Origin of the sequence: Neoaquamicrobium sediminum, from assembly GCF_013240295.1 — a bacterium.
GTDB lineage: Bacteria > Pseudomonadota > Alphaproteobacteria > Rhizobiales > Rhizobiaceae > Aerobium > Aerobium sediminum.
The window spans coordinates 1,266,940-1,281,720 of the sequence record NZ_JABETK010000001.1 but is presented as its reverse complement, the minus strand read 5'-3'; the positions used below and the strand labels follow the sequence as shown (position 1 = coordinate 1,281,720).

The window sequence follows — 14,781 nt, the reverse complement described above, 5'->3', positions numbered from 1 at the left end:
CCGGCGCCGGGAGGATTGGCGCCGGGAACGGGAACAACGCAACGTTCCATCAACAGGGGAAAAGCAATGAACAAGCTCTCGATGTCAGGCAATCTCAGTCGCCGCACCTTCCTGCAGGTCTCAGCCGCCGGCGTCGTCACCGCCAGCTCGCTGGGCACGCTTGGGCGTGCTGTCGCGGAACCCTATTCGAAGTTCACCTGGATCTCGCCGCGCGGCACCCTTGAGGTGCTCGACGACTATCCGTACTGGATCGGCAAGAAGATGGGCTACTTCGACGATCTCGGCGTGGAGACCGACATGCAGCCCGGGCCGTCGGACGGTACTGCCACGGTGAAGTTCGTCGACGTCGGTCAGGCCGACATGGGCTTCCCGTCTCCGGGCGTCTTTTCCTTTGCGCTCGAAAACGGCATGAAGCTCAAATCCGCCTTCCATATGGGCGCCAAGGACACGTTCAGCCTGGCGTTCCGCAAGGGCGAGGGCACCAACGATCTCAAGACGCTCGAAGGCAAGACGATCCTTCTCGGGTCCGCCGCATGGCAGTCGATCGTCGATCCGATGCTCGCTGTGCAAGGCGTCGACGTCAGCAAGGTGAAGTATGTCGAGGCGGGTTGGCCGACCTGGGCCACGGCGCTCAAGGCGGGGCAGGGCGACGCCGCGCTGGGCTGGGAAGGCCTGCGTGCGGAGTGGATCGGAACCGGGCTCGATTTCGAATACTGGCTCGGCGTCCAGCATTCGCCGCTCTTTGCAAACACCTTCGTGGTGCGTGCCGCCGATCTGGAGGATCCAGACAGGAAAGCCTTCCTCGACAAGTATCTGCGTGCCTGGGCAATGGGTCTCGAGTTCGGCTACCAGAACCCCCGCGCTGCGGTCGAGGCCGTGTTCGAACAGTTCCCGACACTGGCGAGCAATATCGGGCCTGAACTCGGCGTGACCTCGATCCTCCAGCAGATCAACGTCTTCCGTGGCGACATGGACAAGCGCGCCGGCTGGGGCGATCACGACATGGCCGCCTGGCAGACCTTCTTCGACGAGATCCACAAGCTCGGCCAGATCAGCTCGCCGGTGAAGGCTGAGGACGTCTGCTCCAACGCCTGCATCGAAGCGGCCAACGATTTCGACCACGACAAGGTCAAGGCCGATGCCGATGCCTACGAGTTGACCGAGGCTTTCGCCGCGATCGACGTCGAGAAGGTCAAGGCCGGGCTCTACGCCCAGGCAGTGCCGGGCTGAGCACGGCATCGAAGAGAAGTTCGGCGGGCGGCATTTGCCGCCCGCGCCACACGACACGTAGATTTGGGAGGGCGGCATGGCCGACGCGGTTAAGGTACTAGTGGTTGGGCTTGGCAATATGGGTGCGTCGCACGCCAGCGCCTACCATCGTAATCCGGGCTTCGAGATCGTGGGCATCATGAGCCGTTCGATCAAGTCGAAGCCGATACCCGACGAGCTCAAGGGCTATCCGCTCTTCGAGGATTATGACGAGGCCCTGAAGGCGACGAGGCCCGATGCGGTTTCGATCAACAGCTGGCCAAACACCCATGCCGAATACGCGATCAAGGCGATGAACGCCGGTGCGCATGTCTTCATGGAAAAGCCGCTGGCGACCAACATCGAGGATGCCGAGGCGGTGGTGAAGTTCGCGCGCGAGAAGAACCGCAAGCTGGTGCTGGGCTACATCCTGCGCGTTCACCCGAGCTGGATGAAGTTCATCGAACTCGGCAAGACGCTGGGCAAGCCGCTGGTCATGCGGCTCAACCTCAACCAGCAGAGCAACGGCCCGGCGTGGAGCTGGCACAAGAACCTGATCGACAGCCTCATTCCGATCGTCGATTGCGGCGTGCATTACGTGGACGTGATGTGCCAGCTCACCGAGGCCAAGCCCGTGCGCGTGCATGGCATCGGCGCCAAGCTGTGGGATGACGCCGCCAAGCAGAATTACGGCCATCTTCACGTGACGTTCGATGACGGTTCGGTCGGCTGGTACGAAGCCGGCTGGGGACCGATGATGAGCGAGGAAGCCTTCTTCGTGAAGGACGTCGTCGGCCCGCGCGGCGCGGTCTCGATCGTGCCCGGCCATTCCGAGGGCAAGGACCAGCTTGCGGACATCTCGGATTCGGCCGACATCGACCGCCATACCAAGACCGACGCGATCCGCTACCACCATGCCGAGGTCGGCCCCGACAAGAACTTCGTCAAGAAGGACGAGATGTTCAACATGGAGGACGAGCCCGGTCACCAGGACCTGTGCGACCGCGAGCAGGAATTCTTCCTCAAGGCGATCCGTGAGGACCTTGACCTGAGCGAGTCCATGGACGCCGCCGTCAACAGTCTGCGCATCGTGCTCGCGGCAGAGCAGTCCATCCACGAAAAGCGGGCCATCGAACTCGCGTGAGTTGATGACAAAGGTCAGAGCGGGCGCGATGCCGGCCCAAGCAACCGGAGAAACCCGATGAGTGAGCCGGCGGCCGCCCAGGCCTTCGACCTTGTTCTTGCCGGCGGTCGTGTGCTCGACGAGCGCAACGGCGTCGATGGCGTCATGGATGTCGCGGTCAAGGATGGCCGCATCGCCGCAGTCGGCGAAAACCTCGCCGCAGGCGCGCGCCGTGTCGAGGACGTGAGTGGTTCGATCGTGGCCCCCGGCCTCATCGACATCCACACCCACGTCTATCACAAGGCGACGTCGCTGAGCGTCGATCCCGGCTTCATCGCCCGCCGCTCGGCGGTGACCACGATGGTCGATGCCGGCAGCGCCGGCGCCGGCAACTATGACGGCTTCCGCGACTATGTGATGGCGCATTCGCCCTATCGGATATTCGCGTTCCTCAACATCTCCTTTCCCGGCATCTTCGGCTTCGACAAGGGACTGTTCATCGGCGAGGCGACGCTGCGCGAGATGCTGCCGGTCGACCGGTGCGCCGCCAAGGTCGAGGCAAACCGCGACCGCATCGTCGGCGTCAAGGTGCGGATCGGCGGTCCTGTGACGGGCGAACTTGGCCTTGGCGCACTGGAACTCGCGCTTGAGGCGGCCGACGCCGTCGGCCTGCCGTTGATGACCCATATCGGAACCGCGCCGCCGAGCTATGCCGATGTCGTCTCCATGCTGCGGCCCGGCGACATCCTCACCCATTGCTACCGGCCGGAGCCGAACTCCGCGCTTGGGCCGGACGGCAAGGTGATGCAGGCGCTACTGGATGCGCGCGAGCGTGGCGTGCTCTTCGACATCGCGCATGGCATGGGCGCGTTCGGCTACGATACGGCCGAGGCCGCGCTACGGGACGGTTTCCTGCCGGACCTCATTTCCTCGGACGTGCATGTGATCGCGGTCGAAGGCCCTGGCTACGATCTCCTGCACACGATGAGCAAGCTGCTCAATTGCGGCCTGACGCTGTCGCAGGTCATCGGCATGTCGACCAGCCGGCCCGCCCTTGCCATCCGGCATCCGGAGCTTGGGCATCTTGGGGTCGGCGCGCCTGCCGACATCACCGTCCTTCGCCAGGTCGACAGCGACTACGTCTTTGCCGATGTCGAGGGCAAGACCCGACAGGGCTCGACGCTTCTGCAGCCTATGGCCGTCTATCTGGGCGGGCGCGAGATGGAAGTCGCGCGCCGCCCCTTCGAGGAGCCGTTCCTCCTCGGCGGCCACGGCCGCTGTTCGTGCTGAGGTTTGCTGAATTGCTCAGCGCTGCGCGGCGATCATCAGGATCATCGGGCGTTCGAGTTCCTCGGCCAGCGCCGGCTGTTCCCTGACCTGTTCCGCCGAAGGCGCGAACTCGGCGACCCAGCAGATCGAAAAGCCTGCTTCGATCAGCGTGTTCAGGGTCGTTGCCATGGTCCGGTGATGCTTCACCACGCCCTTGGCAAACCAGTCGGTCCGCCGTTCGCCCTCGATGGCGTAGCGATTGACGGGCCAGGTCTTGCGACCGTCCTCGTCCTCGATCCAGTGTGGATGCGTGGCGGCCATGAAGATCGGGTGCTCGATCGTGAATACGAACCACGACCCGGCAGTGAGCGCTCCATGCACCGTCCGCGACAGGCGCGCAAAATCCTCGACATAATGGAACGTCAGCGAGCTGAACGCGAAATCGCATGACGCTTCCGGCAGTTCCAGTGTCTCGAGGTCGGCGATGACATAGTCGATGGCAACATCGTTAGTATCGGCTCGGGCGCGGGCGATCATGTTGGTCGAAACGTCGTAGCCGCGCACGCTGGCGGCCCCGTTTTCCCGCATCCAGCGTGAAACCCAGCCAAACCCGCAGCCGAGATCGATGGCGCGCTTGCCTGAAAGGTCTGGAATCATCCCCCTCACCACAGGCCATTCGGGCGCGCCCGCGAGCCCGTGAGTCTGCCGCGGAAGTTGCGAATAGCCGCCGAAGAAATCGGCGTTGTCATAGATGTTCTGTGCCATGGTTCTTTCCCGGATCGGCTCGAACCGGCTGCTTTGCACGCGCGGTCCTGCCAGGCAAGCGAGACACGGCAGCTCATCCTCATCGATCGTCCACGTATGTGGATGAAAGGTCGCCGATATGACGGATTTCAACCGGGCGTCCACATTGCCACATAGGTCGCGGATCAACCGCGCAGCAATATATGAGGCAAGGCAATGCGATATACTGAGAAGAATGCGGTCATTATCGGCGGCAGCCATGGCATGGGGCTCGCCACCGCCAGGCTGCTGGCTGCGGAAGGCGCCAGCGTGCTGATCACCAGCCGCAATGAGCAGAACCCTGCAGGCAGCGCTCGCCGAACTCGGCGGCAAGGCGCACGCCGCCCGTTCGAACATCGCCGACATGGGCGATATTGCCCGGCTGGGCGACACTGTGCGCGAGAAGCTCGGCACGATCGACCTCCTGCATGTCAACGCCGGGCTTGCGGAACTCGAGCCGTTCGAGCAGGTGACTGAGGCGTCTTACGACCGCCAGTTCACGGTCAACACCAAGGGGGCGTTCTTCACGATCCAGCGACTAGCGCCTTTGATCCGCGAAGGCGGCGCGATCGTCGTGACGTCATCCGTCGCCGATGAAGGCGGGGAGCCCGGCATGAGCGTCTACAGCGCTACCAAGGCTGCGCTTCGATCGTTTGCCTCGGGCCTGGCGGCAGAGCTCCTCCCGCGTGGCATACGCGTCAACGTGGTCAGCCCCGGTTTCATCGACACGCCCACTGCGGGCGTCGCCGGCATGTCGGATGAGGAGCGCAGGGCCTTCCACGAGGTCGGCAACGCCGTCACGCCGATGAAGCGCAACGGTGCTGCGGAAGAGGTGGCGCGCGCGGTCGTCTTTCTTGCGTTCGAGGCGACCTACACCACCGGGGCGAAGCTCGCGGTCGATGGCGGTCTCGGCCAGAAGATCAGCGCGCCGCAATAAGCGGCATCCGACGCTTCGGCGGAGTTATTTGCGTTCTTTCAGCTCTCTGCCTGCGTCTGAGAAAGCGCTGAAATCCGACACCTCTGCAAAGCCGGCATAGGAGTCTATCCAGCTCCGATGCCGGAACATCCGCTCGAAGGGATCGAACAGGTCGACGGTAGGCCCCTGATTCTGAGCCCTCGACGTATCCTTGGGTTTGCTTCTGGGCTTCGCGGTCATCTCGTCCTCGTTCGTGAGGTTGCCCGCCACGCCGTTACCATTGTCACGACCGCCCTAAGCGTTCGTTAACCGACTTGTTAACCCGGTGCATCGGAGAGCATTGGCGAAGTGCGGAGAGAAGCTGGTCGACACGGGTGGCGCTGGCAAGCGTCACCCGCCGTCTGCCATTGTTCAGGGCACCTGCCGGATGCTGCCGCTGCCTCTGACCTCGGAGCGCCGCATGACGGGGCCGCCCGACAGTTCGACATCGCCGCTTCCGGATATGAACACGTCAGCATCGACCTGCGCTGTCAGGCTGGCGTCGCCGCTGCCTTGAATGTTTACCCGCACGGATTTGGCGGTCAGCTTTCTCAACGCAGCGTCGCCCGAACCGGAGATGTTCACATCAACGGCATCGGCTGTGCCGTTTGCCGAGACACTCCCGCTGCCACGGATTTCCAACTGCACCGACTTGGCGGTGAGGCCCCTCAGCTCCGTGTCGCCTGAGCCGGAAATGTTTACTTTGACGTCATCCAAGGTGCCGTCGACGTAGACGCTACCGCTGCCTTTGGGACGCAGAAAGGCTATGATCGCTTCTAACTCGCGCCGCCCCTCCCTCGACGCGCCGGATACTTTCTCTGCACGAACGACCTCGCAACCTTCGCCGCGAAGTCGGGCAAGCTGTGTTTCCAGATCTTGGTCAGTCGTGCTGACGCGGGCGTACCCTATTTTGGCCATGTGTCACCTCAGGCTTAAAAGCCGAGGCTACCGCGTCACAAATAGCCGACGTCAACCGCGATGTTACGGCACGATCTGTCACCCGGCAGGTGTCACACGAGGGCATACCCCGAAGTGCGGGCTCGCTGTCGCTCACCAAAGGCAGGAATGGGGCCGATTGCGGCCTGTCCGGTTCTGGGGATCGATCAGCGGTAAGCTGCCGTTCTGCGTCCGATACCATAGTGGACATTCGGCAAGCATTGCCCACAAGAGAAACCTGCCAACCGCGCAGCTATGGACGTTCAAGGCGTGGGATCAGAAGCCATGACGGCGCAGTTCCTTTTCGATACGCGCACGGGATGCCATTTCGCGCGTCGGGAAAGCGGCGAAGTAGTCCGCCGATCTGGCATCTGGCTTAAGCCGCCGGATCGCCCGTCGCCACCGGGCTGCCTGCTCATGACGCTCGGCCATCCCGTTCGCTACAAGCGCGATCATGGCAATCAGGTAATGCGCCCCGGGCGTGGTTGCCGCTCGGTCGCCCCAGCCGGCCGCGGCCTCATGATCCCCTTGCTGGATGAGCATCTGCGCCCGCACTCCGTGAATGCCGTAGAGCAGCGGGTCGAGGGGGCTTAAATTCAACGAGGTATCCAGCGCGGCGAACGCGGCAGGCGCGTTTCCTGTCAGCATTGCCGTGAACGCCGAGGCGTAGAAGCCTTGCGCATAATTCGGGTTCAGCGATGTAGCCCGCGCCAGCCAGTCGGCGGCGATATCGGGCTCATCGGAGAGCCAGAACGTGCGCCCCATCGTGAAGTTCGCAAACGGGTCGAGAGGGTCGAGTTCCAAACCACGCTCTGCATGACGCCGAGCGTTCTGCGCAGCCATAGCCGGATCGGGTGTCAGGCGCAGGAACGCCTCGAGAAAGCTGGTAAAGGACAGCCCCGCATGGGCGCGCGCCAGTCTAGGGTCCGCTGCGATCGCGCGCTCGAAACAAAGCTTCGCCAGGGCGTTGTCGGCTGCCGTGAAACGATAGAGGTGCCCGAGGCCAATGTGATAGTTCGCCCAGGCGTCGAGCCCGGTCGGATCGCTGAGCCGCGCGATGCGCGCCTCGTTGAAGGGTATGTGCGCCTCGAGCGCTGATACCAGATGCGTAACGATCCGCGACCTCAACTCTTCGACCTCATTGACGGGTGCGACGAGTCTGTCGGCCCAGATGATCTCGCGCGAGCTGGAATCGCTCAGTTCGAGGGTCACCGCGATGGTTCGTCCGGGGCTTTCGATTACCCCGGACAGAACGTATCGCGCGGAAAGCGCCGTTGACACCAGATCAATGTCTGCGGCGACCCGTCGGACGCGGAAAGTCGACCCCCGCGCGATCACCGCAAGCCAACGCATCCGCGACAGTGCCTCAATGATCTCGTGCGGGATAGCGTCGCCAAGGATGGCGAGTTCCGGCACCATGCCAAGTTGCTCGAAGGGCAGCACAGCGATCGAGGGACGCCCTCCGTTGTGATTTGGCGGCGAAGGAATGAAACCCTCCGACGCCGCATGCCCTGGGGACTCGTTCGTCACCTCGGGGATGAATTGGAAACCTCTTCCATGAACCGTGCGGATCACGGCCTGCCGAGCACCATCGTCGCCGACCGCCTGGCGGGCCGAGCGTATGCGACTGGAGATACTGGCATCCGAGACAGCCTCGCCCTGCCAGACCGAGGCAACGATCTCGCCCTTCGTGACCATATGATCGCGGTTGCGGACAAGATGGATGAGCAGGGACAGAACCTGCGGCTCCAGCCTCACCCGCTCGTCGCGGCAGCTAAGCTGGAATCGCTCTGGGTCAAGTCGATAGTCACCGAAAGACCAAGTCATGGGGAAGCATACAGCACAATTGGCTGCTTCTACAGGATTTCTTCAGAATTCCATCAAGCATACCCGAAGCGGATGACGCAGTGTCAATGAGCGAAACCTGCCTCGCGAGTCAGAAGCAAGCAGAGAAGGAGCGTAACAATGCAAGACAACGCGATAGAAACCCGGCGATTTGAAACACCGGACGAGCGCCTCGACATGAAGGAGCGCGGTGGCATTTCCATCGTAAAGATGGCCGACGGCAGCGCGGGCATGCACGCGATCTTCGAACCCGGCTGGTCGTGGGAGGTTGACGAGAAGCCACTTCTTGGGTCGCCCGACTCCTGCCCTATGCGACACAAGGGCTACTGCATTTCGGGCAAGCTGGTCGTCCGCATGATCGACACTGGCATCGAGACCCACATCGGCACCGGCGACTTCTTCGAAATCCCGCCAGGGCATGACGCCTATGTCGAAGGTGTCGACCGAGTCGAACTGATCCTCTTCGAGCCAGCAGGACACCGGCACTGACCGCCCGCGCCGATCGCGCGGGTTCGCCTTGGGTGATGATCACAAAACGGAGAAAATCGATGGACGCGACAACAATGCGCACAACACAGGGGCGCGGCAGGCTTTTCGCCAGCGTGCTGGAAACCGTGGGCGACACCCCCGCAATCCGGATCAACAAACTCGCCCCTTCCGGTGTCGAACTCTACGTGAAGGCGGAAGCCTTCAATCCGGCTGGGTCGGTCAAGGACCGGCTGGCGCTCAACATCATAGAAGAGGCCGAATGCGACGGAAGTCTGCGTCCCGGTCAGACGGTAGTCGAGGCAACGTCGGGCAATACCGGCATCGGTCTTGCCATGGTCTGCGCGGCCAAGGGTTACCCGCTGGTGGTGACCATGGCCGACAGCTTCTCGATCGAGCGCCGCAAGCTGATGCGCATGCTCGGCGCCAAGGTCGTTCTCACGCCGCGCGCCCAGAAGGGTTTCGGCATGTACAAAAAGGCCGTCGAACTGGCCGAGGCGAATGGCTGGTTCCTAGCGCGGCAGTTCGAGACCAAGGCAAATGCCGCCATTCATGAAGCAACGACCGCGCGCGAGATCATCAACGACTTCGCCGGATCGAGGCTCGACTGGTTTGTGACCGGCTATGGCACCGGCGGCACCGTGGCAGGTGTTGGCCGAGTGCTGCGCCGGGAGCGCCCAGAGACGCGGATCGTGCTTGCCGAGCCCGCAAACGCACAGCTTATCGGCAGCGGTCATCTGCAGGAGCGTGCACCAAATGGCGCCCCAGCATCAAGCCACTCCGCGTTCGAACCCCATCCGATTCAGGGCTGGACGCCGGATTTTATCCCGCAGGTCCTGCAGGAAGCCATCGACACCCGTCTCTACGACGAAGTGACCCCTGTTGCGGGTGCCGAAGGAATCAAATGGGCCAAAGCCCTCGCGCAGGCGGAGGGAATCCTTACGGGAATATCTGGTGGCGCCAGCTTTGCAGTGGCCAACCATATTGCGGGACGCGCCCCGGCCGGCTCTGTCATCCTGTGCATTCTCCCCGACACAGGCGAGCGGTACATGACGACACCGCTCTTCGACGGCATCGAGGCCGACATGGACGAGCAAGAACGCGCCTACTCGCTGTCGACGCCCGGGTTCCAGCTCGCACTCGCGTGAAACCGCCGCCAGGGAGAGACAAGATGGATGCTTTGCGCAGACCCGCGATCTCGGACGCGGAGGAAACGCTCGACCCGACCGACTGGAGCGATGTGCGAGCGCTCGCGCATCGCGTGGTCGACGATTCGATCGACTATCTCCGCGACATTCGGAAGCGTCCGGTGTGGCAAGAAATGCCGGCGGAGGTGGAGTCTGTCTTCGAGGAACTTTTGCCGCATGCACCGACACCCCTCAATGAGGTCTACCAGCAGATCAGCGACAACTTGATGCCCTATCCGATGGGCAACATCCATCCGCGCTTCTGGTCTTGGTACATGGGGTCGAGCAACGTCACCGGCGCCTTGGCGGACTTCCTGGCGGCCATCCAGGGATCGAACCTCGGCGGCGGCAACCATGCCGCAGCATTGATGGACAGCCAGGTCGTGAATTGGTGCAAGGAGATGATGGGGTTTTCCCCCTCGGCCAGCGGAACGCTGGTCAGCGGCGGCTCGATGGCCAACCTGATCGCCCTCACCGTCGCGCGCAACGTCAAGGCGGGCGTGGATATCCGCGAGGATGGCGTCGATGCGGTCGAGAAGCCGCTGCGCTTCTACGCCTCCGACCAGGTGCATAGTTGCCACCGCAAGGCGTTGGAAGCGCTCGGGCTGGGCAACAAGGCGCTGCGTCGCATTCCCACGGACGCGAAGTTGCGAATCGACATCGCTTCGCTTCGAGCCTCTATTTCGGAAGATCGCGCAGCGGGGTTTCAACCGGCTTGCCTGATCGCAACGGCCGGCACGGTCAACAGCGGCGCCATCGATGATCTGGAAGCGCTCGCGAACTTGGCGTCGGGCGAGGGTCTCTGGTTCCACGTCGATGGCTGCATCGGCGCGCTGCTGGCGATCGCCCCCGCGAACGCCTATCGCGTCTCCGGCATTGCGCGCGCCGATTCCGTGGCCCTCGACCCACACAAATGGCTGCATGCCCCATTTGAGGTTGGCTGCGTCCTGTTCCGTGACGCTTCCGCGCATCGCGGCGCTTTCGCTGTCTCGCAGGAATATCTCGAATCGACGCCGCGCGGCCTCGCATCAGCCGAATGGCTGTATGAATATGGGCTTCAGACGACGCGCGGCTTCCGGGCGCTGAAGGTCTGGATGGCACTGCGGGAACATGGCGTCGCGAAGTTCGGCCGCCTGATCGACCAAAACATTGCACAGGCCCGCTATCTCACCGGGTTGATCGAGCAGAAGCCCATTCTCGAACTGGTTGCCCCGACAAGCATCAACATAGTCTGCTTCCGCTATAGCCCCGATGGCATTGAGGATGCCGCGCGCAAGGCGCTCAACATCGAGATCATGCTGCGGCTGCAGGAAGAGGGTATCGCCGCCCTTTCCGACACAACCATCCATGGCGAGCATTGCCTGCGGGTGGCGATCAACAATCACCGAACCCGGCGCGAGGATCTCGACATTCTCGTCCAAGAAGCCTTGCGCCTCGGTGCACTGCTGACGCCATAACGGCAGAATAAGCTGGGGAGGCGAGCATGCACGGCATAGATTACGTCGAAGTGGGCAGCAGCCCGACGGTGCTCTTTGTTCCTGGTTCCTACAGAACACATGCAGCTTGGCGCCCGATCCAAAAGGTGCGGGTCCGACGCTACCGGATCGCAGGGATCAGCCACTGCGGCTACGGAACAACTTTGGCAACCCGAACGCGCGACGATTTCGACATGCGGCACGAGACGAGGATCGTCGAGTAGGTGACCCGTCGCGCCGGCGGGCATGTCCATCTTGTCGGACATTCCTTTGGCGGCACAGTTGCGCTGGCGGCGGGTCTCGGTAGAGCAATCGACGTCGCGAGTGTGTCGCTCTTCGAGGCCAATCCGCTCTCAGTGCTGCGAGCGCACCCAAACTATGCGCTCCATCAGGAGGCATACGCCCTCAGCCGTCAATTCGAAGCCGAGGTTGACGACGACCCCTTTGCAGCGGGTCTCTTCATCGACTTCTGGGGCGGAGACGGCACGTTTGCGCAATGCCGGAGCCTTTCCGGAACTACTACCGCGAAACGGCATCTGCGGACGTCCTGGACTGGCGTACCGATTTCGGCTTCGACGCCGCGAGCAACGACTACGCCGTTCTGAAGGTTCCGGTGCTCCTTGTCAGAGCCGCATTGGCCAACCCGGCAATGGTCGCTATGATGGAAGCGCTGAAACAAGCACTGCCGGACCCGCGCTCCCCAATCGTTCCAGGAGCCGGCCACTTCCTCATCACAAGCCATGCCATCGAATGCGCGGCGCTGCTAACGGATTTTCTGACTGAGGCATCTGAGGATACCGCCAGACCGGGCTAAAGAAGACACCTGATCCGGGTGAAGTTCGGTGGCCCTTTCGGGGCCGTCTGATGCCTGTCCGGTTCTGGTTGGAAAACTGAGAAAGATGACTTCGGCCAACGACCCCAACCCGGTCGTTTGGCTTGGTTTGCCCGCGACTCGAAACGCGTCCTTCGAAAGGATTTCGGATTTCGGATTTCGGCATGAACGGGGCGTCTTCTGCTCGTCCGGTTACGGTCAGGCATATATAGAGCCGCCGTCCGCTCCTCTCGTCGGTGTCAGTCGCTGGAGCAGGTCAGTCAGTTGCTGGCAAGTCCGCCAGTTGTAGGAGTTTGGGCTGCTGCCGGTTTCGTGGACACCGAGACAAGGTGTTTTTGACGAAGCCGAAGTTTGTGAATGCAGAGAAGGAAATTCAGCCGCGAGTTCAAGCTTGACGCGGTGAGACTGGTCAAGGAACGAGGCGTGTGGGTCGCCCAGGCTGCGCGCGTGTGCTGCGCAAATGGGTCAGGGAATTAGGCGCTGACCCGCAACATGCGTTTCCCGGTCAGGGGCAGATGAGACCTGAGCAGTTGGAGATCGACCGATTGCACAAGGAGGTCGCAAAGCTCAAGGCGGAGCGCGACATCTTAAAAAGGTCGCAACCCACTTTGCAAAGGACGCGATATGAGATTCGCCTTCATTGCAAAGCACCGTTCGATCTGGCCGGTGGCATGGCTCTGCGAAGCGCTGGATGTGTCGCGGTCGGGCTTTCATGCCTGGCTCACCCGGACTCCCAGCGCACGATTGATCGAAGCTTCGAGAGCAGCGTCCGCACCTATGGCGCACGTCGGGTCTGTCACGATGTCCTCGCCGATGGGTTCTCCTGCGGCCTGCACCGCATCGAGCGGCTAATGCGGGAGAACGCCCTGCGGGCGCGACCACGCCGGCGTGTGCTACCGAAGGACACGGGCGAACGGGCAGCGGTATCGCAAAACCTTCGCGTGCTCGTCGACGACGGTCGTCACCCAGGTGTTGCCAAGCCAGAGCGTCATCCCGCGATTAGCCATCATTTCTGCGGCTCCACGAAGAGCCTCTGTGCGGGCAACTGTGTCGTTCTCAAGTTCGAGACCTTCGGTATCGACGATAGCGTGGCCATCCATGACGTGAAAAAGTATCGGGGCATACCTGCTACTCGCCATGGCGGGAGCGCGATATGTCTCTCTGTCTCAGCATGCCAGTAACATTGCTCACGATTTGACAATTGGTGCTTCTTTGGCACGGAAAGCAACAAACTATCGGCGGCCCAACGAGGCCACTGTCGTGCTCGCGTTGCAGGACGTTTCCCAACGAGGTGGATGATTAGGCGGAACCGACGGCTGCGCGAAGCAAGTCCATGTCCGCTGTCGTAAGGCGAAGCTCGTAGCGGTACAGTGCCCCCACCCCATGCACTCCGTCGGCGCAGAAAGTCAAAACCGTTTCTCCGTTAAAGGACGTCACGTCCTCATCGATCAGCGGGCGATCCAGAATACTCTTTCTGGTTCCAATCCGCTTAGCGGGGCCGATATCGACCAGCATGACTATTCTCCCATTCCCCCTTGCGTAAATCCCCTAGATTAACTGAAGGCAGCACTGTGGCGAACTGGTGTCCAAACTCCCTGCGACCACACAACCATTGCAGAAGTGCAATATTTCAGCCGTAATCGAGGAACCACTCGCCTTCACCGCGATGATCGAAACTCAGCGCGGCGTCCGCTTACCGATCTGATGGCTGTTGCGTTCCATCGTTTCAGTTCCGACCCGTCGCGGATATCTGAAACTCGGCGTGCCGATGCGCCTTGTTTCACACCCGACTATCACTCAATAGGTGATGCTGGTGAAAACCATGTAAAGGATCGTGCCGGCCATGCCCCCGAACATCAGTATCAGAAGCCAGAGCGACGGTTCCGTCGTTATTCGATCAAGATATTTCATCGGATGCTGCCTTTTCTGGTAGGACGCGTGCACCTCAGATCAGCCGGTTGTCCTCGGCCGCCTGGCGGGCGCGGCGGCGGGTGCCGTCGGTGTCGGATTTCCGATGCCTCTCCTTTGCGGCCTCGCGGATCTGTTCGAAACGGTTCTCTTTGCTTTCGTCAGGCGCAGGTTGAGGCTCGGCTTTCTTTACAAAGGTGATCATCAGTCGCACTCCTTGTTCAGTTGATTGGAAATGTGCGCCGGGACGGATGCCCCGGCGGAAGCCGTTTCAATTCCGGCGAGTTTCAGGCAGTCAGTGCAACCGCACAGGCTTCGGCGCCGCGCCTGTCGGGACTGGTCTGCCCAGGCATCGTCGCCCAGCCGCCAGCCTCAACGAATTGTCGCTGGGCTGAGCTGCTGGTTATCGCCTTCAGTTCGACCAGGCGTGCCGCCGAGTTCGGTGCGGCATTGAAGCGCTCGACGCAGATGTCGCCTGCCAGTTCGCCGCGCGCCGCGTTTTCCGCTGTCGAGACAAGATCGCGCGATGTACCGCCGGTGACCCAGCCGCCCCACGAAAATCCGACGATCATGGTGGCGACAGCCGCCGCGGCACACGCCCAGATGAGCGTCGATTTTGTTGGCCGATAGTCGTCCCAGCGCTGGGCGACCGATTTGTTAACATTGCTCTGCGTAGCCATGGAAATGTTCCTTCCTGATTGCTGTTGAGGATCGACCTTCCGGCCAGGGTGACC

General features: G+C 62.0%; 15 protein-coding genes and 2 pseudogenes. 10 read left to right on the top strand and 7 right to left on the bottom strand.

Features of this window, described 5'->3' with window-relative positions; all coding sequences use genetic code 11:
- Nucleotides 1-66: 66 nt before the first annotated feature.
- The 3 genes from HK436_RS06140 (at nt 67) to HK436_RS06130 (ending at nt 3,661) form a co-directional block, all read left to right on the top strand.
- Nucleotides 67-1,230: an ABC transporter substrate-binding protein gene (locus HK436_RS06140; RefSeq protein WP_173188118.1), complete on the top strand. Its 1,164-nt coding sequence runs from the start codon at nt 67-69 to the stop codon at nt 1,228-1,230.
- A gap of 76 nt (nt 1,231-1,306) precedes the next feature.
- Entirely contained in the window at nt 1,307-2,392 is a 1,086-nt protein-coding gene (locus HK436_RS06135; protein ID WP_173188115.1) for a Gfo/Idh/MocA family protein, read from the top strand.
- 57 nt (nt 2,393-2,449) lie between these two features.
- Complete coding sequence (locus HK436_RS06130) at nt 2,450-3,661, top strand: amidohydrolase/deacetylase family metallohydrolase (RefSeq protein WP_173188113.1); 1,212 nt, start codon at nt 2,450-2,452, stop codon at nt 3,659-3,661.
- Nucleotides 3,662-3,676: 15 nt separating this feature from the next.
- Here the strand turns inward: HK436_RS06130 and HK436_RS06125 are convergent, their stop codons facing one another.
- A complete protein-coding gene (locus tag HK436_RS06125; RefSeq protein ID WP_173188111.1) occupies nt 3,677-4,405 on the bottom strand; it encodes a class I SAM-dependent methyltransferase in 729 nt (242 codons plus the stop codon).
- Nucleotides 4,406-4,669: 264 nt separating this feature from the next.
- On the opposite strand from HK436_RS06125, the pseudogene HK436_RS06120 reads away from it, so the two are divergent.
- Nucleotides 4,670-5,360: pseudogene (locus HK436_RS06120) on the top strand (SDR family oxidoreductase).
- A gap of 24 nt (nt 5,361-5,384) precedes the next feature.
- Here the strand turns inward: HK436_RS06120 and HK436_RS06115 are convergent.
- The 3 genes from HK436_RS06115 to HK436_RS06105 all read right to left on the bottom strand — a co-directional run bounded on the left by HK436_RS06115 (nt 5,385) and on the right by HK436_RS06105 (nt 8,141).
- Entirely contained in the window at nt 5,385-5,609 is a 225-nt protein-coding gene (locus HK436_RS06115) for a hypothetical protein (RefSeq protein ID WP_173188109.1), read from the bottom strand.
- 141 nt (nt 5,610-5,750) lie between these two features.
- Nucleotides 5,751-6,296 (bottom strand): GIN domain-containing protein, encoded by a 546-nt coding sequence (locus tag HK436_RS06110; protein ID WP_173188107.1) that lies wholly within the window; start codon nt 6,294-6,296, stop codon nt 5,751-5,753.
- Between the two features lie 294 nt (nt 6,297-6,590).
- Nucleotides 6,591-8,141 carry a winged helix-turn-helix domain-containing protein gene (locus tag HK436_RS06105; RefSeq protein ID WP_206680490.1) on the bottom strand — a complete coding sequence of 517 codons (1,551 nt, stop codon included), beginning with the start codon at nt 8,139-8,141 and terminating at the stop codon, nt 6,591-6,593.
- 138 nt (nt 8,142-8,279) lie between these two features.
- On the opposite strand from HK436_RS06105, the gene HK436_RS06100 reads away from it, so the two are divergent.
- The 6 genes and pseudogenes from HK436_RS06100 to HK436_RS06080 form a co-directional block, all read left to right on the top strand.
- Nucleotides 8,280-8,648: a cupin domain-containing protein gene (locus tag HK436_RS06100; RefSeq protein WP_173188103.1), complete on the top strand. Its 369-nt coding sequence runs from the start codon at nt 8,280-8,282 to the stop codon at nt 8,646-8,648.
- A gap of 59 nt (nt 8,649-8,707) precedes the next feature.
- On the top strand, nt 8,708-9,793 hold the full coding sequence (locus HK436_RS06095; protein WP_173188101.1) for a PLP-dependent cysteine synthase family protein: 1,086 nt from the start codon (nt 8,708-8,710) through the stop codon (nt 9,791-9,793).
- Nucleotides 9,794-9,816: 23 nt separating this feature from the next.
- Nucleotides 9,817-11,289 (top strand): pyridoxal phosphate-dependent decarboxylase family protein, encoded by a 1,473-nt coding sequence (locus HK436_RS06090; protein ID WP_173188099.1) that lies wholly within the window; start codon nt 9,817-9,819, stop codon nt 11,287-11,289.
- A 242-nt stretch (nt 11,290-11,531) separates the two neighbouring features.
- Nucleotides 11,532-11,912, top strand: coding sequence for an alpha/beta fold hydrolase (locus HK436_RS33425; RefSeq protein WP_376769132.1), 381 nt, complete (start codon nt 11,532-11,534; stop codon nt 11,910-11,912).
- The gene (locus tag HK436_RS06085; RefSeq protein ID WP_173188097.1) at nt 11,804-12,121 is read left to right on the top strand and encodes an alpha/beta fold hydrolase; all 318 of its coding nucleotides are present in this window, start codon (nt 11,804-11,806) and stop codon (nt 12,119-12,121) included. The genes HK436_RS33425 and HK436_RS06085 overlap by 109 nt, the downstream gene beginning before the upstream one ends.
- A 375-nt stretch (nt 12,122-12,496) precedes the next feature.
- Nucleotides 12,497-13,077, top strand: a pseudogene (locus HK436_RS06080) (IS3 family transposase); the annotation flags it as partial.
- A gap of 361 nt (nt 13,078-13,438) precedes the next feature.
- On the opposite strand, the gene HK436_RS06075 reads toward HK436_RS06080, so the two are convergent.
- The 3 genes from HK436_RS06075 to HK436_RS06065 form a co-directional block, all read right to left on the bottom strand.
- Complete coding sequence (locus HK436_RS06075; RefSeq protein ID WP_173188095.1) at nt 13,439-13,654, bottom strand: hypothetical protein; 216 nt, start codon at nt 13,652-13,654, stop codon at nt 13,439-13,441.
- A gap of 430 nt (nt 13,655-14,084) precedes the next feature.
- Entirely contained in the window at nt 14,085-14,261 is a 177-nt protein-coding gene (locus HK436_RS06070) for a hypothetical protein (protein WP_173186367.1), read from the bottom strand.
- 73 nt (nt 14,262-14,334) lie between these two features.
- Entirely contained in the window at nt 14,335-14,727 is a 393-nt protein-coding gene (locus HK436_RS06065; protein ID WP_173188093.1) for a hypothetical protein, read from the bottom strand.
- Nucleotides 14,728-14,781 lie beyond the last annotated feature (54 nt).